Below are 25,272 nucleotides of genomic sequence, written 5' to 3'. Positions count from 1 at the left end.
CCGTGCGGCCGGGCGTGGCGAGCGTCGGCGTGGCGGCGGTGAGAGTATCGCTCACGAGAGGGCCCCCGTCGCGGAATGTTCGATGTGGAGTTCGGCCTCGACCTCTTCCACCGCATCCTCGTCGACACCGAGATAGGCGGCGATGACGCGCGGGTCGTTCTTCACCGCTTCCGGCGAGCCGTCGGAAATCTTGGTGCCGTAATCCAGCACGACCACGTGGTCGGAGATTTCCATCACCACGCTCATATCGTGCTCGATCAGCAGGATCGAGGTGCCGTGTTCGGCGCGGATGGCGCGCAGCAGCGTGTTGAGTTCGAGGCTCTCGCGCGGGTTGAGGCCGGCTGCAGGCTCGTCGAGGCAGAGCAGGATCGGCTCCGAGCACATGGCGCGGGCGATCTCCAGGCGCCGTTGCGCGCCATAGGGCAGGTCACCGGCCGGGTCGTCGGCGCGGTCGGTGAGGCCGACCTTTTCGAGCCAGTACGTCGCCTTCTCGGTGGCGGCACGCTGCGCGCGGGCCCAGCCGGGCAGCCCGAACAGCCCCTTGAGCGAATAGCCCGAGGCGGCCATCAGCGCGTTGTGCTGGGCAACCATGAGGTTCTCCAGCACCGTCATGCCGGTGAACAGCCGGATGTTTTGGAAGGTCCGCGCCACTTTGGCGACGCCGGAGACCTGATAGTCGGGCATCCGTTCCAGCAGGAACACGCCAGCGTCGCGACCGACCAGCGAACGCTCGCCGATCCGCGTCACCTCGGTGACCTCGTCCGGCGTCGGCGCCCGGCCATGGGCCAGCACGAGGCGCCCCTCGCTCGGCTTGTAGAAGCCGGTGATGCAGTTGAACACCGTGGTCTTGCCGGCGCCGTTGGGGCCGATGAGGGCGGTGATGTCGCCGCGCCCGACCTTGAAGCTGAGGTCGTTCACCGCGATCAGGCCGCCGAAGCGCATGAACAGGTGTTCGACCGAGAGGATGGTGTCGGCTTCCCAGCGCGGGAGGCCGTTTGCGGGAGAGGTCGACATCAGCCGTGGCCCTCCTTCACGAGATCGCCGGAAACCGCCTTGCGCTCCTTCAGGAAGATGGTCGGGTCGCGGGTGGAGACCAGGCCGCGCGGCTTCCACACCATGATGGCGACCATCGCAAAGCCGAAGATCAGCATGCGGTAGAGGCTGGGGTCGAAATCATTGCCGAAGACCTGCTTCAGGAAGCCGAGATTGCGCAGCATCTCCATGCCGCCCATCATCACCGCCGCCGCCACCGCGACGCCGATCTGCGAGCCCATGCCGCCGAGCACGACGATGGCGAGGATCATCGCCGAGACGTCGAAGGTGAAGCTCTCCGGGCTGACGAAGCCGGCGCGCACGGCGAAGAAGCAGCCGGCGAAGCCGCCGAACATGGCGCCGGTGGCGAAGGCGGAGAGCTTTGTCGTCGTGGTGTTGATGCCGAGCGAGCGGCAGGCGATCTCGTCCTCGCGCAGGGCTTCCCAGGCGCGGCCCACCGGCAGCCGGCGCAGGCGCACGGTGACGAAGGCCGTAACCAGCGCCAGCGCCAGGATGACGAAATACAGGAAGACGATGCGGTGCATCGGGTTGAACGGCAGCCCGAACAACGCCGCAAAACCATCCGGCCCGGCATTGAAGGGGATGCCGAAGAAGGTGGCGCGCGGGATGGAGGCGATGCCCGCCCCGCCATTGGTGAAGTCCACCCAGTTGATGAGCACCAGGCGGATGATCTCCCCGAAGGCCAGCGTCACGATGGCGAGATAGTCGCCACGCAGCCGCAGCACCGGGAAGCCGAGGATCATGCCCCAGACGCCGGCGAAGATGCCGGCCATGGGCAGGCAGATCCAGAACGCCCAGTTGGCCCAGAAGGTGGCGCCGAACAGCCCGGCGAAGAAGTCGTTGATCGGTGCCGAAGTGGCCAGCAGCGCATAGGTGTAGGCACCCACCGCATAGAAGGCGACGTAGCCGAGATCCAGCAGGCCGGCGAGGCCGACCACGATGTTGAGGCCCCAGCCCAGCATCACATAGGTGAGGATGAGGATGCCGAGGTCGATCAGATAGCGGCTCTCGTTCAGCCCGCCCATGGTGAAGGTGGCGAGGAACGGGAAGAGCACCGCGAAGGCCAGCAGCGCCGGCTTGACGCCGGGGCCCATCACCGTGCCGGCGCGGTCGAACAGCGTCGGCCCGCTATGGGAAGACGGCTTGCGGTTCGGCGACCAGATGGTGAGGTTGAGCAGCAGCCGGCCGACGAAGATGATGCTGACCATGATGGCCAGCAGCGAGGGCCTGTAGGCCAGCCCCAGCGCGCCATCGATGATGACGGTCTGGAACCCGATCAGCGGGCCGAACAGGCCGAGGGCGATCAGCCCGGTGATCAGCGCATCCTTGAAGGCGTGGCCCAGGATGGACGGGGAGGCGGCCGTGGCCGCAGGCGGGGCGGTGTCGGCGGTCTGGACAGCCATGATGCGCGACCTCAGACCTTCTCGACCTCGGGCCGCCCCAGCAGGCCCTGCGGCATGAAGATCAGCGTGATGGCGAGAATGGAGAACGCCGCCACATCCTTGTACTCGATGGAGAAATAGGCGGACCAGAACGTCTCGATCAGGCCGATCAGCAGCCCGCCGAGCACGGCGCCGGGCAGCGAGCCGATGCCGCCGAGCACCGCGGCGGTGAAGGCCTTCACGCCCGGCACGAAGCCATCCGCGAAGTTCGCGACGCCGTAATACATGAGGTACAGCGTGCCGGCGACGGCGGCGAGGGCCGCGCCGATGACGAAGGTCAGCGAGATGGTGTGGTCGACATTGATGCCGAGCAGCGCCGCCATCTTGCGGTCCTGCTCGCAGGCGCGCTGGGCGCGGCCGAGCGAGGTCTTCTGCACGAGATACCAGAAGCCTCCCAGCAGGGCGGCGGTGATCACCATGATGATGACCTGCTTCCAGGCGAGCGTGACCTGATAGGAGCCGTTATCCATCAGCACGATCACGTCGGTGATCATCGGCGGGATCGGCTTGTTGCGCGGGCCCTGCGTCACCTGAACGAAATTGGCGAGGAAGATCGACATGCCGATGGCCGAGATCATCGGCGCCAGCCGGAACGAGCCGCGCAACGGCCGGTAGGCGACACGCTCGATGGCCCAGTTGAGCAGCGAGGTGAAGACCATCGCCACCACCAGCACGATGGCCAGCGCCAGGAAGATGGAGGTGATGCCCAGGACCGTGGTGACCAGAAGGAAGCAGATCAGCGCGATGAAGGCGGAGACCATGAACACGTCGCCATGGGCGAAGTTCACCATGCCGATGATGCCGAACACCATCGTATAGCCGATCGCGATCAGCCCGTAGATGGAGCCGAGAGTCAGCCCGTTGATGAGCTGCTGAACAAAGATTTCCATGATTTTCGCCGGCTCCCCTCAGCCGCATTCGCGCAAGGCACGACCGTCGGGCTTTTGCACAGTTTATGACCGTGCCCGTACGATGTGCGCCTCTGACTCTTAGCCCGCGCCGAGCTCCGATACAATTCGATCGAAAGGCGAAATGCAATCGATCGGAATGCGTGATAGTTAAGTATTATAATACCTAAATGACGAAAGTCTTTGCAACTCAAGCGGTTATTGTGGCGAAGGCTGGTCGGGCATGTGTCCGAAAGTATTAATCCCGTCGCCGCAATGTCATGTGTACAGCGCGTTGCCACAGCGATTTTCAAATTGGCGCCGACAGGGTTATGCACAGCTCTGCCATGTGGTGTGGACCGTTCGCGCCGCGGGCGGCCCCGGGAGGCGAGACGGCGTGGACGATCATAAGGCGCATGGCGCGGAGCACGGGGTCGAGGCCGGCCTCTATCGGGAGGCAATGAGCCGGCTCGTCGCCGCCGTGCACGTGATCACCACACGCGGTCCGGATGGGCGCGCCGGCTTCACCGCCACCGCGGTGGCCTCGGTTTCCGACAGCCCGCCGACCCTGCTGGTCTGCCTCAACCGCCGCATCCGTTCCGCCGCTGCCTTCCGGCAGTCCGGACGGTTCGCGGTGAACATGCTTGGGGCCGAGCAGCAGGCGGTGGCCGAGAGTTTCGGCGGACGCGGCGGGCTGGAGGGCGAGCACCGATTCGGCGTCGGCCACTGGCATGACGGCGCGCTGGACGTTCCCTGCCTCACCGGGGCCATCGCGGTCTTCCAGTGCCGCATGGTGGAGGTGCGCACCATCGCCACCCATGACGTGCTGGTCGGCCGGGTCGAGGCGGTGACGCTGGGCCCGGACAAGGCGAGGCTCGCTTATCTCGGGCGGGGTTTCCTGTCGGTCTGAGGTCGCTCAGGCAAACTGCCCGGCGACCCAGCCGGACGACCATGCCCATTGGAAATTATAGCCGCCGAGCCAGCCGGTGACGTCCACCACCTCGCCGATGAAATAGAGGCCCGGTACCTCGCGCGCCTGCAGGGTCCGCGAATCGAGGCCGGCGGTGTCGACGCCGCCCAGCGTCACCTCGGCGGTGCGGTAGCCCTCAGAGCCGGTCGGCTTGAGTTGCCAGCCATTCACCGCCTCGTCGAGGCGCCGCAACGCCTTGTCGGAGAGGTCGGCGAGATTGACGGCACCCGCCTCGCGCTCGGCAATGAGCTGGGCGAGGCGCTTGGGCAGAATGCTCGCCAGTGCGGTGGCAGGCGACTGCCTTCCATGCGTGGCACGGGCCTCGCGCAGCCGCGCGAAGACATCCGTGCCGGGTGCCAGCGCAAGGGTGATCGCGTCGCCCTCGCGCCAATAGGACGAAATCTGCAGGATCGCCGGCCCGGAGACGCCGCGATGGGTGAACAGCAGCCCTTCCTCGAACCGGGTTTTGCCATGGGTCACCCGTCCCTCCACCGCGATGCCGGCGAGCGGCGCGAGGCGCTCCAGCAGTGCGGGATCGAGCGTGAGCGGCACAAGGCCGGGGCGGGTGGGCTGGAGCGCAAGGCCGAAGCGCTCGGCGATCTCGTAGCCGAAGCCCGTGGCGCCCATCTTCGGGATCGACTTGCCCCCCGAGGCGACGACCAGCGACGCGCAGGCAAACGTGCCGTTTGCGGTCGTCACGCTGAAGCCCTCCGGGATGCGGTTGACCGCCGTGATGGCGGTGGAGAGGCGCAACTCGCCGCCCGCCTCCCGGAGATCGTCGGTCAGCATGTCGACGACCTGCCGGGCCGAGCCGTCGCAGAACAGCTGGCCCAGCGTCTTCTCGTGCCAGGCGATGCCGCGCCGGTCGATACGGGCGATGAAATCCCGCGCCGAGAAGCGCTTCAATGCCGAGATGGCGAAGCCGGGATTGGCCGAGAGATAGTGGCGCGGGCCGGCGTCGCGATTGGTGAAGTTGCAGCGGCCGCCGCCGGAAATGCGGATCTTCTCGCCCGGCGCACGGGCATGGTCGAGCACCACGACGCGGCGGCCGCGACGGCCGGCCTCGATGGCACACATCAGCCCGGCGGCGCCGGCGCCGATCACCACCACGTCGACGGGCGCGGGGTGGCTCACACGCCTTCTCCATAATCATGCACGTCGCCGCAATAATCGGTGACGCGCCAGCCCTCGGGCGCGGCTTCGAGATAGCCCGGCCCGATCGGCACCTTGCCGTGGCCGCCGGGGATGTCGAGCACATAGGTCGGCAAGGCAAGGCCGGAGACCCGCCCACGCAGCGCCGCCATCAATTCCTGCCCACGCTGTATGGTCAGGCGGAAATGCGCGGTGCCGGGAGCAAGGTCGGGATGGTGCAGATAATAGGGCTTCACCCGGCACTCGACGAGCGCGCGGAACAGGGCGGCCAGCGTCTCTGCCGAGTCATTGACGCCGGCGAGCAGCACGCTCTGGCCGACCAGCGCGATGCCGGCATCCGCCAGCTGGGCAAGGGCGGCGCGCGCCTCGGTCCCGAGTTCGCGGGCATGGTTGGCGTGGATGGCGACATAGGTGGTCACGCCGGGCGCCCGCAGCGCCACCACCAGCGCGCCCGTCACGCGCTCCGGCGCGGCAATGGGCACGCGGGTGTGGAAGCGCACGACCTTCACATGCGGGATGGCGGCGAGGCGAGCCATCAGCTCCGCCAGCCGGCGCGGCGACGCCACCAGCGGGTCGCCGCCCGTCAGCACCACTTCCCAGATCTCCGGGCGCGCGGCGATATAGGCGAGGGCGCCGTCCAGCGCTTCCTCGGTGAGGCTCGTTTCCGCCCCGGGCCCGACCATTTCGCGGCGGAAGCAGAAGCGGCAATAGACGGCGCAGACCCCGACCAGCTTCAAGAGCACCCGGTCGGGGTAGCGGTGGACGATACCCGGCACCGGGCTGTGCGCGGCGTCGCCGATGGGATCTTCGCTCTCCTGCGGGTGCGCCTCCAGCTCGCGCGCATCGGGGAGGAACTGGCGGGCGATGGGGTCGGCGGGGTCGGCAGGATCGATCAGGCCGGCGAGCGCCGGTGTCACCGCGACGGCGTAGCGGGCGGCGACCGCCTCCAGCGCCGGGTCGGCCGCGACCAGACCGGCGTCGGCAAGTTCGCCGACGCGCCGAAGGGTCCGCTCGGGCAGGGCGGGGAAGGGATGCAAGGGAAAGAGCGAGGGGCGGGCGGAACTCATGCGCGGTCTTGTGATCGTTTCCGCGCGCTCCGGCAAGGCGGAGGCGCTTCGCCGCGTTATAGTGGACGCAATGGTTGAACGCGAAGGAGGAGCCGATGCTCACGCGCGAGGAAGATGTGCTGCAGGCTGCCGCTGGCTGGCGGCGGGCCGGCCGGGGCGTTGCTGTGGCGACGGTGATCGAGACCTGGGGCTCGGCGCCGCGCCCGGTGGGAAGCCATCTGGCGATCGACGAGGACGGCAATTTTCTCGGCTCGGTCTCCGGCGGCTGCGTTGAAGGAGCGGTGGTGGCCGAGGCGGCGGAGGTGATCGCCGATGGCCGCGCGCGGCTGCTGGAATTCGGCGTGGCCGACGAAACCGCGTGGCAGGTCGGGCTGTCCTGCGGCGGGCGCATCGCCGTCTTTGTCGAGAAGGTCGCCTGATGGACCTGTCGTTGCTCGAAGCGCTCAATGCGGAGCGCACGGCCCGCCGTGCCGCCGTGCTGGTCACCGATCTCGACGGTGGTGCCCAGCGGCTGGTGCGTGCCGCCGACGCGGGGGCTGATCCGCTGGCGGAGCCTCTCGCGGAGGCGCTGCGCAGCGGACGCAGCGGGCGGGTGGAGGCCGAGGGGCGGCAGCTGTTCCTGACCGTGCAACTGCCGTCCCCGCGGCTGGTCATCACCGGGGCGGTGCATATTTCCCAGTCGCTGGCGCCCATGGCGGCGGCCATCGGCTTCGAGGTGACGATTCTCGATCCCCGCACGGCCTTCGCCACGCCGGAGCGCTTCCCCGGCTTCGACGTGCGGGCGGAGTGGCCGCAGGATGCGCTTGCCAGCCTGACGCTGGATCCCTTCACCGCCGTCGCGGTACTGGCGCATGACCCGAAGATCGACGACCCCGCGCTGACGGCAGCGCTGGAGGCCGGCTGCTTCTATGTGGGCGCGCTCGGCTCGCGCAAATCCCATGCGGGCCGGGTGGAGCGGCTGGCGGCGAAGGGCGTGCCGCGCGGGTCGCTGGCGCGTATCCGTGCGCCGATCGGGCTGGATATCGGTGCCGCCAACCCGGCGGAGATCGCCGTCTCCATCCTGGCCCAACTCGTCGGCGAGCTGCGCCGCCGCCCGGCGCGTCCGGCCGCTGCGCTGGTGCTGGCGGCCGGGCAGGGCACGCGCATGCCGCATGCGCACAAGCTGACCGTGCCCGTCGGCGGCGTGCCGCTGGTGCGCCGCGTGGTGGAGACGGCGCTCGCGGCGCGGGCTCGCCCCGTTATCGTGGTGATCGGGCATGAAGGGGAGGCGGTGCGCGCGGCGCTTGCGGGGCTCGACGTGACCTTCGCGACCAATCAGGACTTCGCGCAGGGCCTTTCAACCTCGCTGAGGACGGGTGTCGCCGCCCTGCCGAAGGAGGTGGAGCGGGTGGTCGTGCTGCTCGGCGACATGCCGATGGTCGAGCCCGCCCTGATCGACCGCGTGGCCGATGCGCTCGATCCCGCGCGCAGCCGGCTGGCGGCGGTGCCGGTGGCGGGCGGGCGGCACGGCAACCCGGTGGCGCTGGCGCGTCCGCTGTTTCCGGCGCTGATGACGCTCCATGGCGATGTCGGCGCGCGGCAGATCCTGGCGCAGAACCCCGACTTCGTGGTCGAGGTGCCGGTGGAGGGTGAGGGCGCCTTCCTCGACATCGACACGCGCGAGGAGCTGGAAGCGCTGGAAATCCACGCGATCGCGGCCGGGACGGATGTCGATGCGGGCGCGGCGCTGGAGGCGATGAAGGCGGAAGACGCCTGAGGGGCGGACCGCCGCAGGCGCGGGGTCAGAACGGCATGAAAAGCGAGAGCGTGCCATAGGGGCTGTCGTCGCTGTCGCTGCTCCAGCGCCAGCCGGCGGCGGCCCGCAGCTCCCAGCTTTGCAGCGGGGAAGCGACGAACAGCCCGACCCGGGCGCTCTCATCCAGCCAGTCGGTTGTCGCGCCCGTCTCCATGCCGACATTCAACCAGTCAAAGGCCTGCCATGCGGCGGTGGCGCGGGCATTGAATGTGCCGTCCGCCGTGGAGGCACTGAGGGCGGCGGTCAGCGTCCAGCGCTCGTCGAGGCGGTAGAACCATTCGGCGACAAATTTGGCGCCCCACTGCGTGCCCTGGTCGCGATTGCCGGGGTCGGGCTGGTCGAGCGCGTTGTCGACCACGTTGACGCCGCCATAAAGGGCCAGCGCGTGTGCGCCGCGCAGGAACTGCCAGCCGAGGAGAACCTCGCCGTCCGTCTTGTTGACGGTGTTCCAGCCGCCTGCCACCGCCTGCGTGCGGTATTCGTAGCGCCCGCCGCCGGTCTGGGTGCGCACGCGCAAGCCTTCCCGGTCCATCGGCGCGAAGGGCGCCCATGCCATGCCGCCCCAGCCATAGCCATTGTCGCGGGCGATATCGACGCCGGTATAGAAATAGAGGCGACGGCGCAGCGATGCTTCCGCCGCCTCCTCGGCCGCCGCGCCGGGAGCCAGGCACGTGGCGGACAACGCCGCGACGAGAGGCGCGAGAGCTCGCGCCGGCGAAGAGAACATCGCCGCGCTCACAGTTGTAGAGGGTCAGGCAGTACCCCTCATCCGAGCACTGCATCGAGACACCATCAATCAACCGTGGAATGTGCGTGTGCGTGGAGACACGCACCGGTATGGCGCATTTTGTCGCAGGGGGTCAGATGGGCGATGCCATCAGGTGCTCGACGTCGACCCCCACCCGCTCGCAGATGAGGTCTGCCACGATCTGACGGTGGCAATGCTCGGGATGGCGCTCGAAGCACAGCACGCACACGCGCCGCCCGGCCGCCACCAGCGCCGCGAGTTCGTCGAGTTGCTCGATCGCCGCCGGGGTGGCGAGATGGGCGTCGTAAATGCGCCGCAGCTCGTCATAATGCCCGCTGCGCGCCGCCTGCCGCCCTTCCGCCGGGGTGCCGAGGCCGCGCAGGTGCAGGTAGCCCATGCCGCGCTCGCTCACGCCGGCGGCAAGGTGGCTTTTGGAGAAGCCGGCCCGGCGCGAGGCCGCGACGGCACGCACATCGACCAGCAGTTCGACACCGGCCCCGCTGAGCGTGTCGAGCACGGCGGCGGAGGACACTTGCTCATAGCCGATGGTGAAGAAGGGCGGAGGCGACATGCGGCGAGGATGGACATAATGAAAGGCCTTGTCGAGCGGGTCCGAATCTGTGGAGTTCTTCCGGCCCGGCGGCGCTGGCTCCTGCTGCGTGCTAAAGGCAGGGCCGTGCGGGGCGGCCGAGGCCTGCCCTTCCCGTTGGGCGTCCCGGCCGAGGGGCGCCGGACATCGCAGAGTGCGGCCCTTCACCATGTGGGGTGAAACGTTCCAGGGATGCGTCATCGCAGATGAAGATCGGTATCGAGCTCGGAAGCAGCAACGCCGGACAGCCGGTTCGGCTCGATCTGGAAGAGCTGCTGTCCACGCGCCTGCTGGTGCAGGGCAATTCCGGCTCCGGTAAATCGCACCTGCTGCGCCGGCTGCTGGAGCAGAGCGCCGGCCATGTGCAGCAGGCCATCATCGACCCGGAAGGCGACTTTGTCGGCCTCGCCGAGCGCTTCGGCCATGTGGTGATCGACGCCGAGCGGACCGCCGGCGAGATCCAGCGCATCGCCGCGCGCATCCGACGGCACCGCGCCTCTGTGGTGTTCAACCTCGAAGGACTGGACGCGGACGCGCAGATGCGCTCGGCCGCCGCCTTCCTCAACGGGCTGTTCGAGGCCGACCGGGAATACTGGTTCCCCATGCTCGTGGTGGTCGACGAGGCGCAGCTTTTCGCCCCCTCGGGCGGCGGCGAGATTTCCGACGAGGCACGGCGCATCTCGCTTTCGGCAATGACCAATCTGATGTGCCGAGGCCGCAAGCGTGGCCTCGCCGGCGTCATCGCCACCCAGCGCCTCGCCAAGCTCGCCAAGAACGTGGCGGCGGAAGCCTCCAATTTCCTGATGGGCCGCACCTTCCTCGACATCGACATGGCGCGGGCTGCCGACCTTCTGGGCATGGAGAAGCGCCAGGCGGAGAGCTTCCGCGACCTCAACACCGGCTCGTTCGTGGCGCTTGGCCCGGCTTTGTCGCGCCGGCCGCTGTCGGTGAAGATCGGCCATGTCGAGACCGCCAGCCGCAATGGCCGGCCCGCGCTGCTTCCGCCGCCGGAGCTCGCCGTGGCCGACATGCAGGACCTGATCTTTGACGATCTCGGCACCGAGCCGCTTCCCGCGCCGCCGTCCCGCGCCGCGCCGCCGGCCACCGAGGCGATACTGGAGACGCTGGAGGTTGCCCCCGCGCCGGAGCCGGTGCCGGTCGATCCCGAGGCGGCCGCCGCCTTCGCGGCCGAGCACGAGGCGTTGGTCGACGAGATCGTGCGCCAGTTCGTCTCCGATCCCGAGGCGCCGTTCCGCTCCGCCGCCGCGCTCTATCCGGATTTTCTCGTGCATTGCCGGGTGCGGCGGGTGGGCTCGAAGGTGCCGGACCTTGCGGCCTTCACGCGCCGGCTGGCCATTGCGCGCGCCGGGCTCGATTCCCGCACCGGCGACGAGGGCTGGGCCCGCGCCATCGACCAGGCGGCCGGGCTGCCGGAGGAGATGCAGGGCGTGTTCCTGCTGCTGGCGCGCGCGGGCATGGACGGGGCGCCGTCCCCGGCCGACGAGGCGCTGGCGCGGGCCTATGGCAGCCGCTCGCCCTCGCGCGGGCGCTGGCTGCTGACCTATATGGAAGAGCGCGGCCACCTGGTCTGCGAGGCGGATTTCCGTGGCCGGCGGGTGGTGCGCTTTCCCACGCTCGGCTGGAAGACCGCGCCGGGCGATCCGAAGGCGCCGACCGCCTGAGTGCCGATGTCGCGACATGAAAACGGGCCCGTCTGCGGGCCCGTTTCCGTTTGGCGCGGCGCGTCTCCGCCTCAGCCGCCGTAGAGATAGCTCGGCAGCCAGAGCGCGAAGCCCGGGAAGGTGTAGAGCAGTATCATCGCGAAGATGACGATCGCGATGAAAGGCATCACGCCGGAGAAGATCTCTTCGATGGTGACATGCTTGGGTGCCACGCCCTTGAGATAGAAGGGCGCCATGGCGACCGGCGGCGACAGGAACGAGGTCTGCAGGTTCAGCGCCACCAGCACCCCGAAGAAGATCGGGTCGATGCCGAAATGGTCGAGCAGGGGCAGGAAGATGGGCAGGAAGATCACGATGATCTCCGTCCACTCCAGCGGCCAGCCCAGCACGAAGATGATCACCTGGGTGAGGATCAGGAAGCCGATCGGCCCGATGTCCAGCCCCATGATGAACTCTTCGACCACCCGCTGGCCGCCGAGCAGGGCGAAGACGGCGGAAAACACCGCCGAGCCGACGAACAGCCAGCACACCATCGCCGAGGCGCGGGCGGTGAGGAACACTGAATCCTTGAGCTTCTCGATGCTGAAGGTGCGGTAGGCCAGCGCCAGCAGGATGGCGCCCGCCGCGCCGATGGCCGCCGCCTCGGAGGGCGTCGCAAGGCCGAGGATGATGCAGCCGAGCACGGATACGATGAGCAGCACCAGCGGGAAGAACGAGGTCGCCAGCGCCCAGATCACGGTGAGCACCGGAACGTTGCGCTCCTCCGGCGGCAGCTTCGGCGCCAGCGAGGGATTAATCATCGCGCGAATAATGACATAGGCCATGTACATGCCGGCCAGCGCGATACCGGGGAAGAACGCGGCGGCATAGAGCTTCACCACCGACACGCCAGCCGTTGCGCCATAGAGGATGAGCATGACGCTGGGCGGGATGAGGATGCCGAGACAGCCGCCGGCGCAGACCACGCCCGAGGCGATCTTGGTGTCGTAACCGGCCCGCAGCATGGCCGGGAAGGCCAGCAGGCCCATCAGCGTCACCACGGCGCCGACAATGCCGGTGGCGGTAGCGAACAGCGCGCAGGTGATGAGCGTGGCGACGGCGAGCGAGCCGGGAATCCAGCCGGCCGCCAGCTGGATGGAGCGAAACAGCCGGTCGAGGATGTTCGCCCGCTCGATCACATAGCCCATGAACAGGAACAGCGGGATCGAGATCAGCACGTCGTTCGCCATCACCGAATAGGTGCGCTGCACGAAGAGCTGGAAGATGCCGTCGCCGATCGAGAGGTAGCCGAAGGCCACGCCGAGCGCCATCAGGGTGAAGGCGATGGGAAAGCCGAGCATCAGCAGGAACAGGAAGACGACCAGCATCAGGATGCCGAGCGCGGGATCGGAAAGAAACATCACAGGGTCCCCCGCGTGGTGGATTCGCGCTCGACGGCGTTGAGCCTCGCCTCGTCCTCGGCGGCCTTGGCGGCCGCTTCATCCAGGATGATCTTCTCCATCTCCTCCACGTCGTGCAGTCGCTGCGGCCAGTCTCCCTCGCGGATGCAGATCCAGCAGCGCACGACCTCGACGATGCCCTGCAGCAGCATCATCACGCCGGTGATGGGAATGAGCGCCTTGAACGGCCAGATCACCGGTCCGTCCGGGCTGAAGGAGGAGTGCTCGTTCAGCAGGTAGGACAGGTGGAAATAGCCCCAGCCTGAATAGATCAGCGCCAGGATGCCGGGGAAATAGAACAGGAAGTAAAGCACCAGGTCGCTCTTGGCCTGGGTGCGCGGGTGCCATTTCCGGTACAGGAAGTCCGCGCGCACATGGCCGTTGCGCGAGAGCGTGTAGGCGCCGGCCATCATGAACAGGGCGCCATACAGCATCAGGCTGACGTCGTAGGCCCAGGTGGTGGGATCGCGCAGAACGTAGCGGCAGAACACCTCGTAGCAGATGGCCACCATCAGGATGACGATGCACCAGGCGAATATCTTGCCGATGATGCCGTTCAGTCGGTCAACGCCGAGAAGGATGGATTGCATGGGGTAGGGGCCTCTTGTGGCACGTCATCGGGTGGTCTTGGGTTCCGGCGCGGTCGCGCGGCCGAACATCGGCGACATCCCGCAAGACCGCAGGCTGCGGCACGGTTCGGACAACGCCAGCGACCGCCGAAACCAAAAACCCCTCTCCGTTGCCGGAGAGGGGTGCACGCGACGGCAGATCAGGCCGACTTGAAGAAGTGGTCGTAGGCGAACTTGGAGTCCGGCTCGTATTCGAGGCGGAAGCCGACGATGCGCTTGGCCCATTCCTTCTGGCTGTCCACGACCTTCTTGAAGACCGGGTCCGCCGAGAGGTTGGCGATGACGGTGTCCCAGGCCTTGAGCTGGGCTTCCAGCACCGGCTGCGGCGTGCGCAGCACCTTCACGCCGCGGGCCTTGATGGCCGCGAGATCCTTGGAATAGCGGTCCTGCGCCTTCCACATCATGGTGGAGGAGGTGGCGTCGGAAGCGCCCTTGAGGATTTCCTGCACGTCCGGCGGCAGGCTGTCGAACTTGGTCTTATTGAACAGGATCTCGAAGCATTCGAGCGCCTGGTGGTAGCTGCCGAGCATGTAGACCTTGGCGACGTCCGGGAAGCCGAGGATGAGATCGGAGGACGGGTTGTTGAACTCGGCGCCGTCGAGCAGGCCGCGGTCGATGGCCGGCACGATTTCGCCGCCCGGCACGATCGTTACCGCCGCGCCGAACTCCTTGAAGAGGTCGGCGCCGAGCCCGACGGTGCGGTACTTCATGCCCTTCATGTCGTCGGCGCTGGTGATTTCCTTCTTGAACCAGCCCAGCGGCTGGCCCGGCATCGGCCCGGTCAGCATGCCGACGACGTTCAGCTTCAGCGTGTTCTGCACCAGGTCGTTATAGAGCTCCTGTCCGCCGCCATAGCGCACCCAGCCCAGCAGTTCGTCCGCGTCCCAGCCGAAGGCGGGGGCGGTGCCGAAGAGCGAGAAGGCCTTGCTCTTGCCGTACCAATAGGCCGCGACACCGTGACCACCGTCGAGAATGCCGGAGGATACCGCGTCAAGCATCTGGAACGCAGGAACCACCGAGCCCGCCGGCAGGATTTCCAGCTCCACGCGCCCGCCCGTCATGGCATTGACGCGCTTCACATAGTCCCCGGCGAACTCGTGGAAGATGTCCTTGTTCGGCCAGGTCGACTGGAATTTCAGCTTGATCGGCGCCTGCGCATGCACGGCGGGTGCCGCGATGGTGGCACCGGCGGCGGCTGCAGCGGCCGTGGCGATGAAGCGGCGGCGGTTGGTACGGACGTCCGGACGCGCGTCCGTGCTCTTCCCTGACGTTTCGGTCATGGGCGGTTCCTCCTATGGCGTTTCCTCGCGGGTCGTGCCCGCCGGGCGGCGATTGATCGCCTTGTCCCGATGACGCAAGGAGACGATGCCGGAGAAGCGAGTGCAAGCCCTAATTGAGGATTTTTACTGTAATCACCTCGTCCGAAAGTCGAATGCTTGCATGACGGCGCCCGCTTGCAGGAGAGGTCTGCCGTTTCTCTGCGGCAAGACGGCTACGTTCCTCAGCGACAGGGCGAAACGTCGGGCCGGGACGAGAGCGCAGTTCAGCCCGGCCTGCCGATCCGTCATGCCTCTGTCATCGGCAGGGACTTGAACCGCATCAGCGCGGGCGTGGCCCGCTTCCTGATCGGAGTTCCCCGCCATGCGCCCGATGCTGCTCGCCAGTGCTTCCGCCGCCGTGCTCGCCCTCGTCGCCCTGTCGTCGCCTTCGCTGGCGGCCGACGCGGTGTTCAATCGCATCGGCACCTTCAATGTTGTCGACAATCTGCCGGCTGGCGCCGACGCGTCGAAATCGACGGCTGCGGAGATCATCACCTTCACCGAGGACGGCAACACGCTGATCTATAGCGACAGCCCCGGCCAGCGCATCGGCTTCATCGACATCACCGACCCCGCCGCGCCGAAAGCTGCTGGCGTCGTCGCCCTCGACGGCGAGCCGACGACGACGGTGGTGATCGGCGGCAAGGCCTATGTCGGGGTGAACACCTCCGAATCGAAGGCCAGGCCCTCGGGTCATCTCGCGGTGGTCGATCTCGCCACCCGCAAGGTCGAGGACAGGATCGATCTCGGCGGCCAGCCGGATTCGATCACCAAGAGCCCGGACGGCAGCTACCTCGCCATCGCCATCGAGAATGAGCGCGACGAGGAACTGAACGACGGGGCTCTGCCGCAGATGCCGGCCGGCAATCTCACCACCTTCGAGGTAAAGGACGGCCGCGTGGTCGATGCCTCGAAGAGGGTGGTCGACCTCACCGGCCTCGCCGCCATCGCGCCGGAGGACCCGGAGCCGGAATATGTCGACATCAACACCCGCAACGAGGTGGTCGTCACCCTGCAGGAGAACAACCACATCGTGGTGGTGGACCTGCCCACCGGCAAGGTGACGGCGCACTTCTCCGCCGGCACGGTCGATCTCGACAAGATCGACACCAAGAAAGACGGCGTCATCGACCTCTCCGGTTCCATGAAGGCGGTGCCGCGCGAGCCGGACACCGTGCAGTGGATCGACGAGGATCGCTTCGTCATCGCCAATGAGGGCGACTGGAAGGGCGGCACGCGCGGCTTCTCCATCTTCGACAAGACCGGAAAGCTGCTGTTCGAGAGCGGCACGGCGCCGGAGCACCTGGCGGTGCGCCTCGGCCATTACCCCGAGAAGCGCAACAAGAAGGGCATCGAGATGGAGGGCGCGGAAGTCGCAAGCTTCGGCGACGAGCGCCTGATCTTCGTCGCCTCGGAACGCGGCTCGGTGGTCTTCGTCTATCGCGACAAGGGGGCCGCCGTGGCGCCGGAATTCCTGCAGGTGCTACCGGGCGGCATCGGGCCGGAAGGTCTGATCGCCCTGCCCAAGCGCGACCTGTTCGTTACCGCCGCCGAGACCGACCTGCGCGAGGATGGCGGGATCGGCTCGGTCGTCACGCTCTATCAGCGCCAGCCCGGCGCGACGCCGGCCTATCCGACGATCCTGTCCGTGGACGGCCCGGACGGCCTGCCGATCGCGTGGGGCGCGCTTTCCGGCTTCGCCGCCGACGCCAAGCAGCCCGGCACGCTCTACGCCGTGACCGACAGCGCCTATGCGCAGGCGCGAATCCTCACCATCGACGCAAGCACGCTGCCCGCCCGCATCACTGCCGCGACGGTCCTGACAAAGGACGGCACGCCGGCCAAGGGGCTGGATCTCGAGGGCATCGCGGTGCGGGCCGAGGGTGGCTTCTGGGCGGTATCCGAAGGCAATCCCGAGAAGAAGGAAAAGGCCACGCAGAACCTGCTGCTGCGTGTCGGCGCGGATGGCGCCATCGCCGAGGAAATCGCGCTTCCCGAGGCGGTGGCCGCGCAGGCCGGCCGCTTCGGCTTCGAGGGCGTCGCCGTGGTCGGTTCGGGTGCGGACGAGACGGTGTGGATCGCCGTCCAGCGCGCGTGGAAGGATGACCCGAAGGGCTTCGCCAAGCTGATCGCCTACAAGCCCGCCGCCAAGAGCTGGGCCTATGTGCGCTATCCCCTGCAAGAGACCGCCAAGGGCTGGGTCGGCCTGTCCGAGCTGACGCGCTACAAGGACGGGCTGATGGTTGTCGAGCGCGACAACCTCGTCGGTTCGGACGCCGCCATCAAGAAGCTGGTCTATGTCTCGCTCAAGGGCGTGACGCCGGTGCCGCTCGGCAGCGAGGCGGAGCCGGCTGTTGTGACCAAGAGCGAAGTAAAGGACCTGCTGCCGCTGCTGAAGGCGCCGCACGGCTATGTGCTCGACAAGGTCGAGAGCTTCGCCATCGACGCGGCCGGCAACGGCTTCATCGTCACCGACAATGACGGCGTGGACGGCTCCTCCGGCGAAACGCAGTTCATCCCGCTCGGCAAGATGAACTGAGGGAAGGCGGCTGGCGCATCGGCCTCTGACACTTCATCCCCGGGCGCGACCCGGGGATCAGCCTGCCGGCTGAAGCCGGGGTGGCCGGGTCACGCCCGGTCCTGGGGACGGAGCGCGTGTGCTGCGGCGCGATGAGCCAGGGCTCGCAAGGTGCTGCGTGCTTCGAGGCTCGCTGCGCAGCGCACCTCAGCATGACGACGCCTTATGCTGGGAAAGAGCACCGTCATGCTGAGGGGCGAGCGCAGCGAGCCTCGAAGGATGGTCGGCCGTGCCCGCTTCCCCCGCCGTCTCAGTCCAGCACGGCGGCCTTGAGCAGGCACACCATGGTGGCGTGGGCGGGCTCGAGGCCGGTGTTGCGGATGACGTGGCGGCGGTCGCAGCGGTAGCGGAGCGTCTCGCCGGCGCGGGCGGTCTCGATCACGTCGCCGCACTCCACCTGCAACTCGCCGGACAGCACGGAGAGGCACTCCACCGAACCACGCTGGTGGCCGTCGGAGATCAGCTCGCCGCCCGGCCCGGCGACGAAGTCGAACCATTGCAGCCATTCCACCGTCTTGATCCAGCCGGTGATGGTGAGCCGGCACTTGCCGTCCTCGGAGACGAGGATGGGCGTGTCGGCGCGGGTGAGGTGCTCGACGAACGGCTCGTCATCGGTCGCCGCCATGAAGCGGTCGATCGACATGTCGAGCGCCTGCGACAGCCGCCAGACGGTGGCGAGCGTCGGGTTGGTCTCGTTACGCTCGATCTGGCTGATGATCGACTTGGCGACGCCGGATTGCTCGGAGAGCTCGGAAAGCGACAGGTTATAGGCCTTGCGCAGGCGCTGGATGGTGCGGCCCAATTGCCCGGTGATCGCCTGCGCGCCGGCATCCATGTCGCCCCGATCCAGACTGCGCGTTCGGCCCGACATGCCATCTCCTGTTCGGCTTCAAGGGAGTTGTATCTAGGTCGGCCCGACAAGCGCACGCAAGCGCCGGGCGGCCGGTGGTGCCGGCGGCGGCGAAAAAGGCCGGGTATGTGCCGGTGAATTTGCATGCGCGTCCCCCGCCGCCGCATTAAGCTGGGCGCATGATGCAGAGCAACGCCCTTCCCACCTTCGATGACGTCGTCTCCGCCGCGGAACGCCTTTCGGGCGTGGCGGTGCGCACGCCGCTGATCGCCTGCGCCCGCCTTGACGAGATCACCGGCGGTCGCGTTTTCCTGAAGCCGGAACCGCTCCAGCGCACCGGCTCGTTCAAGTTTCGCGGCGCCTATAACCGCATCTCGCGAATCCCCGAGAACGAGCGGGAAGGCGGCGTGGTCGCTTGCTCCTCCGGCAACCACGCGCAAGGCGTGGCGGCGGCGGCGACGCTGATGGGCATGGCTTCGGTGATTGTCATGCCGAACGACGCCCCGGCCATGAAGCGGGCACGCACCATCGCCTTCGGCGGCGAGGTGGTGGGGTATGATCGCGAGACCGATGACCGCGACGCTATCGCCGGCGAGATCGCGCGGGCGCGCGGGGCCATCTTCGTGCCGCCCTATGACGATTTTCACATCATCGCCGGGCAGGGCACGGTGGGTCTGGAAATCGCCGAAGACATGCTCGCGCGCGGCTTCGCCCCGGATGTGGTGGTGGCGAATGCGTCCGGCGGCGGCCTGGTATCGGGTATCTCGCTGGCGGTGAAACACCATTTCCCGGAAGCGCGGGTGATGACGGCGGAGCCCGCCGGCTTCGACGATCACGCCCGCTCCTTCCGCTCCGGCGGGCGCGAGCGCAACAACCGCGTCACCGGCTCGATCTGCGACGCATTGCTGGCGGCGACTCCGGGGCGCATGACCTTCGAGATTTCCTCACGCCTTGTCGGTGAGGGCGTTTCCGCCACCGATGAGGAAGTGGCACGGGCGGTGGCTTTTGCCTTCGAGGAGCTGAAGATCGTCGTCGAGCCAGGCGGGGCGGTGTCGCTCGCGGCGGTGCTGGCCGGAAAGCTCGACCTCAAGGGCAAGGTCGCCGTTCTTGTGCTGTCCGGCGGCAATGTCGACGCGTCGACCTTCGCGCGGTGCCTCGCGGCGGCCTGATGTCAGCCGGCCTTCGCGGGTACGGCACGGGCGTGGGCGAGTTCGATGTTGTGCAGGAACTGCTCGGTGCAGGCGCGCCAGGAATAGCGCAAAGCGTAAGCCCGAGCGGTCTCCCGGTCGATGGCGAGCGCCGCCAGCGCCGCTTGACGCAGGTCCTCATTCAGCACGCCCACGCGGACATCCGCCTCGCCGATCACGTCCTTCGGCCCGGTGACGGGGAAGGCGGCGACGGGTAGCCCGCTCGCCAGCGCTTCCAGCAGCACGATGCCGAAGGTGTCGGTGAGGCTGGGAAACACGAAGACGTCCGCCGCCGCATAGATGCGCGCCAGCGCGTCGCCTTCCCTCAGCCCAAGGAAATGCACCTCGGGGTGGCGTGCCTGGAGCTCGGCGCGGGCCGGGCCTTCGCCGACCACGACCTTCGAGCCGGGCAGATCGAGGTCGAGGAAGGCGGAGATGTTCTTCTCCACCGCCACGCGGCCGACCGAAAGGAAGATTGGGCGGGGCAGGGTGGCGACAAGCGCGTCCATCTCCGCCTCGGGGCGCGGATGGAACAGCTCGGAATCCACTCCCCGCGACCAGCGCATGATGTTGCGGAAGCCGCGCCCGTGCAGTTCCGCCTCCAGTGTCGGGGTGGAAACCATGATGCCGGCGCCGGCATTGTGGAAGCGCCGCAGCCAGGCATAGGAGAGCACTTCCGGCACCGGGGCGCGGGCGGCGAGATATTCGGGAAAGCGCGTGTGGTAGCTGGTGGTGAAGCTCTGCCCGCGCGCGAGGCAGGCGCGGCGCGTCATGATGCCGATCGGGCCTTCGGTGGCGATGTGCACATAGCCGGCGCCGACCTCGTCCATCGCGCGGCGCACCCGCCCGGGTGTGGCGAGCGCCAGCCTTATTTCCGGGTAGGTCGGCATCGGCACGGTGCGGAAATCGGCGGGGGTGAGGAAGTCGATCCGCGCGCCGAGCGTGGCGGCTTCACGTGCGGTGTTCTGCAATGAGCGCACGACGCCGTTGACCTGCGGCAGCCAGGCATCCGTCGCGATGAGAATGTGCATCAGGCGGCGACTTTCGGCGGCTCTAGCAGCAGCGGCGCGCCCACCCGCGCCCGGGTCTGGCGCGCCCAGTCGATCAGCTCCAGGCGCCCGTCAGCATGTTCGACGATCGCCGTGCAGCTTTCCACCCAGTCGCCGCAATTAATGTACTGGACGCCGAAGCTGTCGTGAATGACGGCGTGGTGGATATGGCCGCAGACCACCCCGTCCACCTTGTGGCGGCGCGCCTCGGTGGCGACCGCCTCCTCGAAGCGGCCGATGAAGTTGACCGCGTTCTTGACCTTCAGCTTGGCCCATTGGCTCAGAGACCAATAGGGAAAGCCGAGCTTGCGACGGGCCCAGTTGAGATAGGTATTGAGGCCGAGCGCTGCGGTGTAGGCGCCGTCGCCGAGGAAGGCGAGCCAGCGGGCGTGGCGCACGACGACGTCGAACACGTCGCCATGGATGACGAGGTAGCGCTTGCCGTCGGCGGCTTCGTGGATCGCCGTCTCGACCACCTCGATGCCGCCGAAATGATTGCCGTAATAGTCGCGGAGGAATTCATCGTGGTTCCCCGGCAGATAGACCATGCGGCTGCCCTTGCGGCCCTTGCGCAGCAGCTTCTGCACCACGTCATTATGCGACTGCGGCCAGTACCAGCCCGAACGCAGCCGCCAGCCATCGACGATGTCGCCGACGAGATAGATGGTGTCCGCGTCGTGGTAGCGCAGGAAATCCAGCAGAAGATCGGCCTGACAGCCCTTGGTGCCGAGATGGACGTCGGAGAGGAACAGGCTGCGGTAGCGGCGCGCCTCGGGTGCGTCGTTCATCTCGACAGCTTCCTCGATCATGCCCGAAAACGAGCTGCGCAATGTCTCCATGAGGGCCCATAAGCCCGAGTCGCATCACGTTTTTATGACGCGTGCTGCGCTGCACATCGCGAGGCCCCGCTCAGAGGAAGAGCATCACCACGCTCGCCGCGACCAGCGCCGCCATCGCATAATTGACGATGCGCTGCTGGCGCGGCGTCGACAGGAGCCGGGCAAGCAGGGCGCCGAAGCCGGCCCACAGGCACAGGCTGGGAAAGCTGACGGCGCCGGAGACCAGCGCGATCATCGCCACCTCGCCGAACAGATTGTCGCCGCCCACCGTGGTGAAGGCTGGGACGATGGAAAGCGCGATGGTCCACGCCTTCGGGTTCACCCACTGGAACAGCGCCGATTGCAGCAGCGTCATCGGCCGCTCGACGGCGGTGCCGCTCCCCGTAGTGCCGGCATGGGCGATCTTCCAGGCGAGGTAGAGCAGATAGAGCGACCCGACGATCTTCAGCGTCTGGTGCATGTAGGGGATGGCAAGGAACAGCGTGCCGAGCCCCATGCCGATGGCGACGATCATCAGCGCAAAGCCGAAGGTCACGCCCCAGATCTGCGGCAGGGTGCGGCGGAAGCCGAAGGCGGCGCCCGAGCCCGCCGAGATCATGTTGTTCGGCCCCGGCGTCAGCGCACCGGCCAGCGCGAACAGGAACATCGGCAGGAACTGGGACGACAGCGGCACCGTCAACTCCTCGCAGCGCCGCACGCCTTCGGCGGCGGGCGAGAGCTAGGCCTGCGCCCGCCCACGTGCAACCCGCAAGTGCTGCTGACCGCGCAAGGCGGAAGCCGCCGGCCCTTTCGGGGTCGAGGGCTTGGAGATCTGCGGCGCTCAATGGGCGACGAAGAGCGGCACCGGCGGATCGACCATCAGCGAGGCGGTGACGCCGCCGAGGATCATCTCGGCGAGGCGGGAGCGGCTGTAGATGCCCATCACCAGTAGATCCGCGCCGTAGGTCCGCGCCTCGCGGGCGATCACCGCTCCGGCCGAACCTTCGGACACGTGGTGGTGCGTGGCATTCACGCCATGAGTGCCGAGATAGGCGGTGAGCCTGGCGCCGGAGGCAGCGACGTCCTGCTTGCTCTCCTCCACCGTCAGCACTTCCACCTGGTGCGCAAGGGCGAGGATGGGCAGCGCGAAGCGCACCGCGTGGCCGGCCTCGCGCGAGGGCTTCCATGCCACCAGCACGCGGCCGATGCGGTTCGGCACCGGCTTGCCCGTTGGCACCACCACCACCGGGCCATTGCAGGCGAGCGCCAGATGTTCCGGCAGGGTGGCGGCGAGCTGGTCGTCGACCGTGCCATAGGGCGTCTCGCTGACGACGGTGAGATCGGCGAAAGTGACCTCGTCGCGCAGCGCGGCGGCGACCTCGCCTTCCACAGTCTGCCAGTTGCCGGGGACGCCGGCCGCCGCGACGGCGGCCTCGAACTGGCCCTGGAGAAGGGCTTCCTTCTCCCGTGCCTCGTGCACCAGCTCGTTCACATAGATCGACAGAGCGCGGCCGACGCGCGGCACACCGGCGGGATACAGCGTGTAGACCGCCCGTAGCTGGGCGCCGGCCTGGCGCGCAAAGGCCACCGCGAAGGCGAGACGGTCGCCGAAACCCGAATCGGGAGCGGCGTGAAGCAGAACGGTACGGATCGACATGGCGCTTTCTCCTGGCGGCTGTTGTCCTGACGTAAGGTTATTGAGGGCAGCTGAGAATGCGGGAAAACACGGTCCATCGCAGCAAAAACACCGATTGAGCTGACCTTAGGTACGCTCCCGTCATCACGAGCGCGCGACCTCGGCCTGCGGACCATTGCCATCGCAGGGGCGCTCAATAGGCTCGCAGTGCGTGCCGGACCCGGCGCGTAGATGAGGGAGCATCTCATGGTTCGCCGACTGACGGTTGCGCTTGCAGCCGGCATGATAACTACCATTTCCGCGACGGCGGTTGTGGCCCAGGCCGATGTCATCAAGGAGCGCCAGACGCTTCTGAAGCAGTTCGGCGATGTGACCAAGCCGGTCGGGGGCATGCTGCGCGGCAATACCGCGTTCGACCTTGCCACCGTGCAGGCGGCGCTCGACGCCTATGCCAAGAACGCCAAGGTGCTGCCGACCCTGTTCCCGGAAGGCTCCGGCACGGGCGACACCGAGGCGCTGCCGGCGATCTGGCAGGACAAGGCGAAGTTCGACGGCCTGTTCGGCAAGCTCGGCACCGACGCGGCGGCAGCGCGGGTGGCGATCACCGACGAGGCGAGCTTCAAGGCCAATTTCCCCGGCGTGATCCGCACCTGCGGCACCTGCCACGACAGCTTCCGCCAGAAAAAGTGACGAGCCTTCTCACCCCGTCTCCCGCGCCGGCGCACATGCTGGCGTGGGACCTGCCGACGCGGCTGGCCAAATGGGGCCTCGCCGCGCTGGTGGGGCTTGCCTTCGTCAGCCGCTATTACGGCGATGTGGGCCTGGTCTGGCACCAGTGGAACGGCCTCGCCATTCTGGTGGTGATCGTCTTCCGGCTGCTGTGGGGCGTGGTGGGCGGTTCGACGGCGCGCTTCGCCGGCTTCCTACGCGGCCCGGCGGCGGGGGTGCGCTATGCCGCGAGCCTGCTCAAGGGCCGCCCGCAGCATTTTCTCGGCCATAATCCGCTGGGCGGCTGGGTCATCGTCGCGCTGCTGGCGATGGTGGCGGCGCAGGGGCTGACAGGGCTCTTCACCAGCGACGACATCGTCGTCTACGGCCCGATGACCAATGTGGTCAGCGACGAGACGATCCGCAGCGCTTCCGGCTGGCACCAACGCATCTACCCGTTCCTGCTGGGGCTGATCGCCCTGCACGTCACGATCAACATCGCCTACTCGCTGTTCGGCCGCGACAATTTGATCCGCGCCATGATCACCGGCACCAAGCCGGCGGCGGCCTATGCCGACCGCGCCCCGGCAACGCCGGGTGCCATCGGCCTGGCGGCGGTCTGCCTCGTGCTGGCGGCGCTAGTGGTGTTCGGTGGCATCGCGCTGGCGGGCGGCAATCCCTTCCCGTGAAATAACGTCCCGGATTTCCTTGCGGGCGCTCTCGAACCATGCTCCATGCCGGCCCCATGAACGCGCTCAAGGGCATCGCGCTGCAGATCGGCGCGACGTTCCTTTTCACCATCATGTCCGCCCTCGTCCGTATCGTCTCGGATCATGTTCCGACCGGCGAAGTGGTGTTCTCGCGCTCGTTCTTCGCGCTGTTTCCGCTGCTCGCCCTGCTGGCGTGGCGCGGCGAGATCAGTGCGGCGGTGCGCACCGCCCATCCGCTCGGGCATATCGCGCGGGGCACCATCGGCGTCTGCGCCATGGGGCTCAGCTTTGGGGCGCTGGCGCGCATCCCGTTGGCGGACGCCACAGCCATCGGCTTCGCCGCGCCGCTGCTCACCGTGGCGCTGGCGGCGCTGGTGCTGCGCGAGCGGGTGCAGATCTATCGCTGGGCGGCCGTGGTGGTGGGGCTTGGCGGCGTGGTGGTGATGCTGTGGCCGCACATGCACGGCTCCTTCGATACGCCCCGGCACCTCTACGGCGCGCTGTTCGCCTTGCTGGCCGCAGCCTTCACCGCCGGCGCGATGGTGCAGGTGCGCCGTCTCACCCAGACCGAGACCACCGCCGCCATCGTGTTCTACTTCCAGGCGCTGGCGGCCATTGCCGGCCTTGCCACCGCCGGCTGGGGCTGGGTGCTGCCGAGCGGGCGCGAGGCGCTGCTGCTGGTGACGATCGGTATGATCGGTGGTGTCGGGCAGATCCTGCTCACTGAGAGCTACCGCTATGCGCCGGCCTCGGTGGTGGCGCCCTTCGCTTATTCGGCAATGCTGTGGTCGCTGCTGCTCGGCTTCATCCTGTTCGCCGAGGTGCCGCCGCTGCTGGTGCTGCTCGGCGGCGCCATCGTGATCGGCGCGGGGCTTTCCGTCATCTGGCGCGAGCGCCGGCTGGGCATCGACCGGACACAGGAGGAGGCGGCCTCGACGCCGCCCGCCGCACCGGCGCCCTGACG

At 67.8% G+C, this 25,272-nt stretch carries 24 protein-coding genes; 9 read left to right on the top strand and 15 right to left on the bottom strand.

Going from position 1 to position 25,272, the window contains the following annotated elements; genetic code table 11:
- Positions 1-51 precede the first annotated feature (51 nt).
- The 3 genes from ACQY76_RS20320 to ACQY76_RS20310 are packed head-to-tail and all read right to left on the bottom strand — an operon-like array spanning position 52 to position 3,385.
- Positions 52-1,014 (bottom strand): ABC transporter ATP-binding protein, encoded by a 963-nt coding sequence (locus ACQY76_RS20320; protein WP_428030498.1) that lies wholly within the window; start codon positions 1,012-1,014, stop codon positions 52-54.
- Positions 1,014-2,456 (bottom strand): high-affinity branched-chain amino acid ABC transporter permease LivM, encoded by a 1,443-nt coding sequence (gene livM / locus ACQY76_RS20315; protein WP_428030497.1) that lies wholly within the window; start codon positions 2,454-2,456, stop codon positions 1,014-1,016. Before livM ends, ACQY76_RS20320 begins: the two co-directional genes overlap by 1 nt.
- An 11-nt stretch (positions 2,457-2,467) precedes the next feature.
- Positions 2,468-3,385, bottom strand: a complete 918-nt coding sequence (locus ACQY76_RS20310; protein ID WP_428030496.1) for a branched-chain amino acid ABC transporter permease — start codon at positions 3,383-3,385, stop codon at positions 2,468-2,470.
- 394 nt (positions 3,386-3,779) lie between these two features.
- On the opposite strand from ACQY76_RS20310, the gene ACQY76_RS20305 reads away from it, so the two are divergent.
- Entirely contained in the window at positions 3,780-4,292 is a 513-nt protein-coding gene (locus ACQY76_RS20305) for a flavin reductase (RefSeq protein WP_428030495.1), read from the top strand.
- A 6-nt stretch (positions 4,293-4,298) separates the two neighbouring features.
- Here ACQY76_RS20305 and ACQY76_RS20300 read toward each other — a convergent pair whose 3' ends face one another.
- Together ACQY76_RS20300 and ACQY76_RS20295 are read right to left on the bottom strand one after the other, a co-directional pair.
- Positions 4,299-5,486, bottom strand: coding sequence for an NAD(P)/FAD-dependent oxidoreductase (locus ACQY76_RS20300; RefSeq protein WP_428030494.1), 1,188 nt, complete (start codon positions 5,484-5,486; stop codon positions 4,299-4,301).
- Positions 5,483-6,571, bottom strand: a complete 1,089-nt coding sequence (locus tag ACQY76_RS20295) for a lysine-2,3-aminomutase-like protein (protein ID WP_428030493.1) — start codon at positions 6,569-6,571, stop codon at positions 5,483-5,485. Before ACQY76_RS20295 ends, ACQY76_RS20300 begins: the two co-directional genes overlap by 4 nt.
- A 95-nt stretch (positions 6,572-6,666) precedes the next feature.
- On the opposite strand from ACQY76_RS20295, the gene ACQY76_RS20290 reads away from it, so the two are divergent.
- Together ACQY76_RS20290 and ACQY76_RS20285 are read left to right on the top strand one after the other, a co-directional pair.
- On the top strand, positions 6,667-6,990 hold the full coding sequence (locus ACQY76_RS20290) for an XdhC family protein (protein ID WP_428030492.1): 324 nt from the start codon (positions 6,667-6,669) through the stop codon (positions 6,988-6,990).
- Positions 6,990-8,327, top strand: a complete 1,338-nt coding sequence (locus tag ACQY76_RS20285) for an XdhC family protein (protein WP_428030491.1) — start codon at positions 6,990-6,992, stop codon at positions 8,325-8,327. Before ACQY76_RS20290 ends, ACQY76_RS20285 begins: the two co-directional genes overlap by 1 nt.
- Positions 8,328-8,352: 25 nt before the next feature.
- Here ACQY76_RS20285 and bcsS read toward each other — a convergent pair whose 3' ends face one another.
- Both bcsS and ACQY76_RS20275 read right to left on the bottom strand, forming a co-directional pair.
- The gene (gene bcsS, locus ACQY76_RS20280) at positions 8,353-9,093 is read right to left on the bottom strand and encodes a cellulose biosynthesis protein BcsS (protein WP_428030490.1); all 741 of its coding nucleotides are present in this window, start codon (positions 9,091-9,093) and stop codon (positions 8,353-8,355) included.
- Between the two features lie 133 nt (positions 9,094-9,226).
- On the bottom strand, positions 9,227-9,685 hold the full coding sequence (locus ACQY76_RS20275; RefSeq protein WP_428030489.1) for a DUF488 family protein: 459 nt from the start codon (positions 9,683-9,685) through the stop codon (positions 9,227-9,229).
- Between the two features lie 224 nt (positions 9,686-9,909).
- On the opposite strand from ACQY76_RS20275, the gene ACQY76_RS20270 reads away from it, so the two are divergent.
- Positions 9,910-11,385, top strand: a complete 1,476-nt coding sequence (locus tag ACQY76_RS20270; protein ID WP_428030488.1) for a helicase HerA domain-containing protein — start codon at positions 9,910-9,912, stop codon at positions 11,383-11,385.
- A gap of 71 nt (positions 11,386-11,456) precedes the next feature.
- Here the strand turns inward: ACQY76_RS20270 and ACQY76_RS20265 are convergent, their stop codons facing one another.
- The 3 genes from ACQY76_RS20265 to ACQY76_RS20255 all read right to left on the bottom strand — a co-directional run bounded on the left by ACQY76_RS20265 (position 11,457) and on the right by ACQY76_RS20255 (position 14,733).
- Positions 11,457-12,785, bottom strand: a complete 1,329-nt coding sequence (locus tag ACQY76_RS20265; protein WP_428030487.1) for a TRAP transporter large permease — start codon at positions 12,783-12,785, stop codon at positions 11,457-11,459.
- Positions 12,785-13,414 carry a TRAP transporter small permease subunit gene (locus ACQY76_RS20260; protein ID WP_428030486.1) on the bottom strand — a complete coding sequence of 210 codons (630 nt, stop codon included), beginning with the start codon at positions 13,412-13,414 and terminating at the stop codon, positions 12,785-12,787. The genes ACQY76_RS20265 and ACQY76_RS20260 overlap by 1 nt, the downstream gene beginning before the upstream one ends.
- A 179-nt stretch (positions 13,415-13,593) precedes the next feature.
- Positions 13,594-14,733, bottom strand: coding sequence for a TRAP transporter substrate-binding protein (locus tag ACQY76_RS20255; RefSeq protein ID WP_428030485.1), 1,140 nt, complete (start codon positions 14,731-14,733; stop codon positions 13,594-13,596).
- 361 nt (positions 14,734-15,094) lie between these two features.
- On the opposite strand from ACQY76_RS20255, the gene ACQY76_RS20250 reads away from it, so the two are divergent.
- Positions 15,095-17,311, top strand: a complete 2,217-nt coding sequence (locus ACQY76_RS20250; RefSeq protein ID WP_428030484.1) for an esterase-like activity of phytase family protein — start codon at positions 15,095-15,097, stop codon at positions 17,309-17,311.
- 289 nt (positions 17,312-17,600) lie between these two features.
- Here ACQY76_RS20250 and ACQY76_RS20245 read toward each other — a convergent pair whose 3' ends face one another.
- Positions 17,601-18,221, bottom strand: coding sequence for a helix-turn-helix domain-containing protein (locus ACQY76_RS20245; protein WP_428030483.1), 621 nt, complete (start codon positions 18,219-18,221; stop codon positions 17,601-17,603).
- Between the two features lie 158 nt (positions 18,222-18,379).
- Here ACQY76_RS20245 and ACQY76_RS20240 point away from each other — a divergent pair, with 158 nt between their 5' ends.
- On the top strand, positions 18,380-19,369 hold the full coding sequence (locus ACQY76_RS20240; RefSeq protein WP_428030482.1) for a threonine ammonia-lyase: 990 nt from the start codon (positions 18,380-18,382) through the stop codon (positions 19,367-19,369).
- Between the two features lie 2 nt (positions 19,370-19,371).
- On the opposite strand, the gene ACQY76_RS20235 is transcribed toward ACQY76_RS20240, so the two are convergent.
- The 4 genes from ACQY76_RS20235 to ACQY76_RS20220 all read right to left on the bottom strand — a co-directional run bounded on the left by ACQY76_RS20235 (position 19,372) and on the right by ACQY76_RS20220 (position 22,911).
- A complete protein-coding gene (locus ACQY76_RS20235) occupies positions 19,372-20,418 on the bottom strand; it encodes a glycosyltransferase family 4 protein (protein ID WP_428030481.1) in 1,047 nt (348 codons plus the stop codon).
- Complete coding sequence (locus ACQY76_RS20230; protein ID WP_428030480.1) at positions 20,418-21,224, bottom strand: UDP-2,3-diacylglucosamine diphosphatase; 807 nt, start codon at positions 21,222-21,224, stop codon at positions 20,418-20,420. Before ACQY76_RS20230 ends, ACQY76_RS20235 begins: the two co-directional genes overlap by 1 nt.
- A 121-nt stretch (positions 21,225-21,345) precedes the next feature.
- A complete protein-coding gene (locus ACQY76_RS20225; RefSeq protein WP_428030479.1) occupies positions 21,346-21,948 on the bottom strand; it encodes a LysE family translocator in 603 nt (200 codons plus the stop codon).
- 147 nt (positions 21,949-22,095) lie between these two features.
- Positions 22,096-22,911, bottom strand: coding sequence for a universal stress protein (locus ACQY76_RS20220; RefSeq protein ID WP_428030478.1), 816 nt, complete (start codon positions 22,909-22,911; stop codon positions 22,096-22,098).
- A gap of 225 nt (positions 22,912-23,136) precedes the next feature.
- Here ACQY76_RS20220 and ACQY76_RS20215 point away from each other — a divergent pair, with 225 nt between their 5' ends.
- The 3 genes from ACQY76_RS20215 to ACQY76_RS20205 are packed head-to-tail and all read left to right on the top strand — an operon-like array spanning position 23,137 to position 25,270.
- The gene (locus ACQY76_RS20215) at positions 23,137-23,580 is read left to right on the top strand and encodes a c-type cytochrome (RefSeq protein WP_428030477.1); all 444 of its coding nucleotides are present in this window, start codon (positions 23,137-23,139) and stop codon (positions 23,578-23,580) included.
- Positions 23,577-24,287, top strand: coding sequence for a cytochrome b/b6 domain-containing protein (locus ACQY76_RS20210; protein ID WP_428030476.1), 711 nt, complete (start codon positions 23,577-23,579; stop codon positions 24,285-24,287). The genes ACQY76_RS20215 and ACQY76_RS20210 overlap by 4 nt, the downstream gene beginning before the upstream one ends.
- 56 nt (positions 24,288-24,343) lie before the next feature.
- A complete protein-coding gene (locus ACQY76_RS20205) occupies positions 24,344-25,270 on the top strand; it encodes a DMT family transporter (RefSeq protein WP_428030475.1) in 927 nt (308 codons plus the stop codon).
- Positions 25,271-25,272 lie beyond the last annotated feature (2 nt).

The sequence above is a fragment of the Ancylobacter sp. genome, from assembly GCF_965279025.1.
In the GTDB taxonomy this organism is placed as follows: Bacteria; Pseudomonadota; Alphaproteobacteria; order Rhizobiales; family Xanthobacteraceae; genus Ancylobacter.
This window is presented reverse-complemented; position numbering and strand designations above follow the sequence as displayed.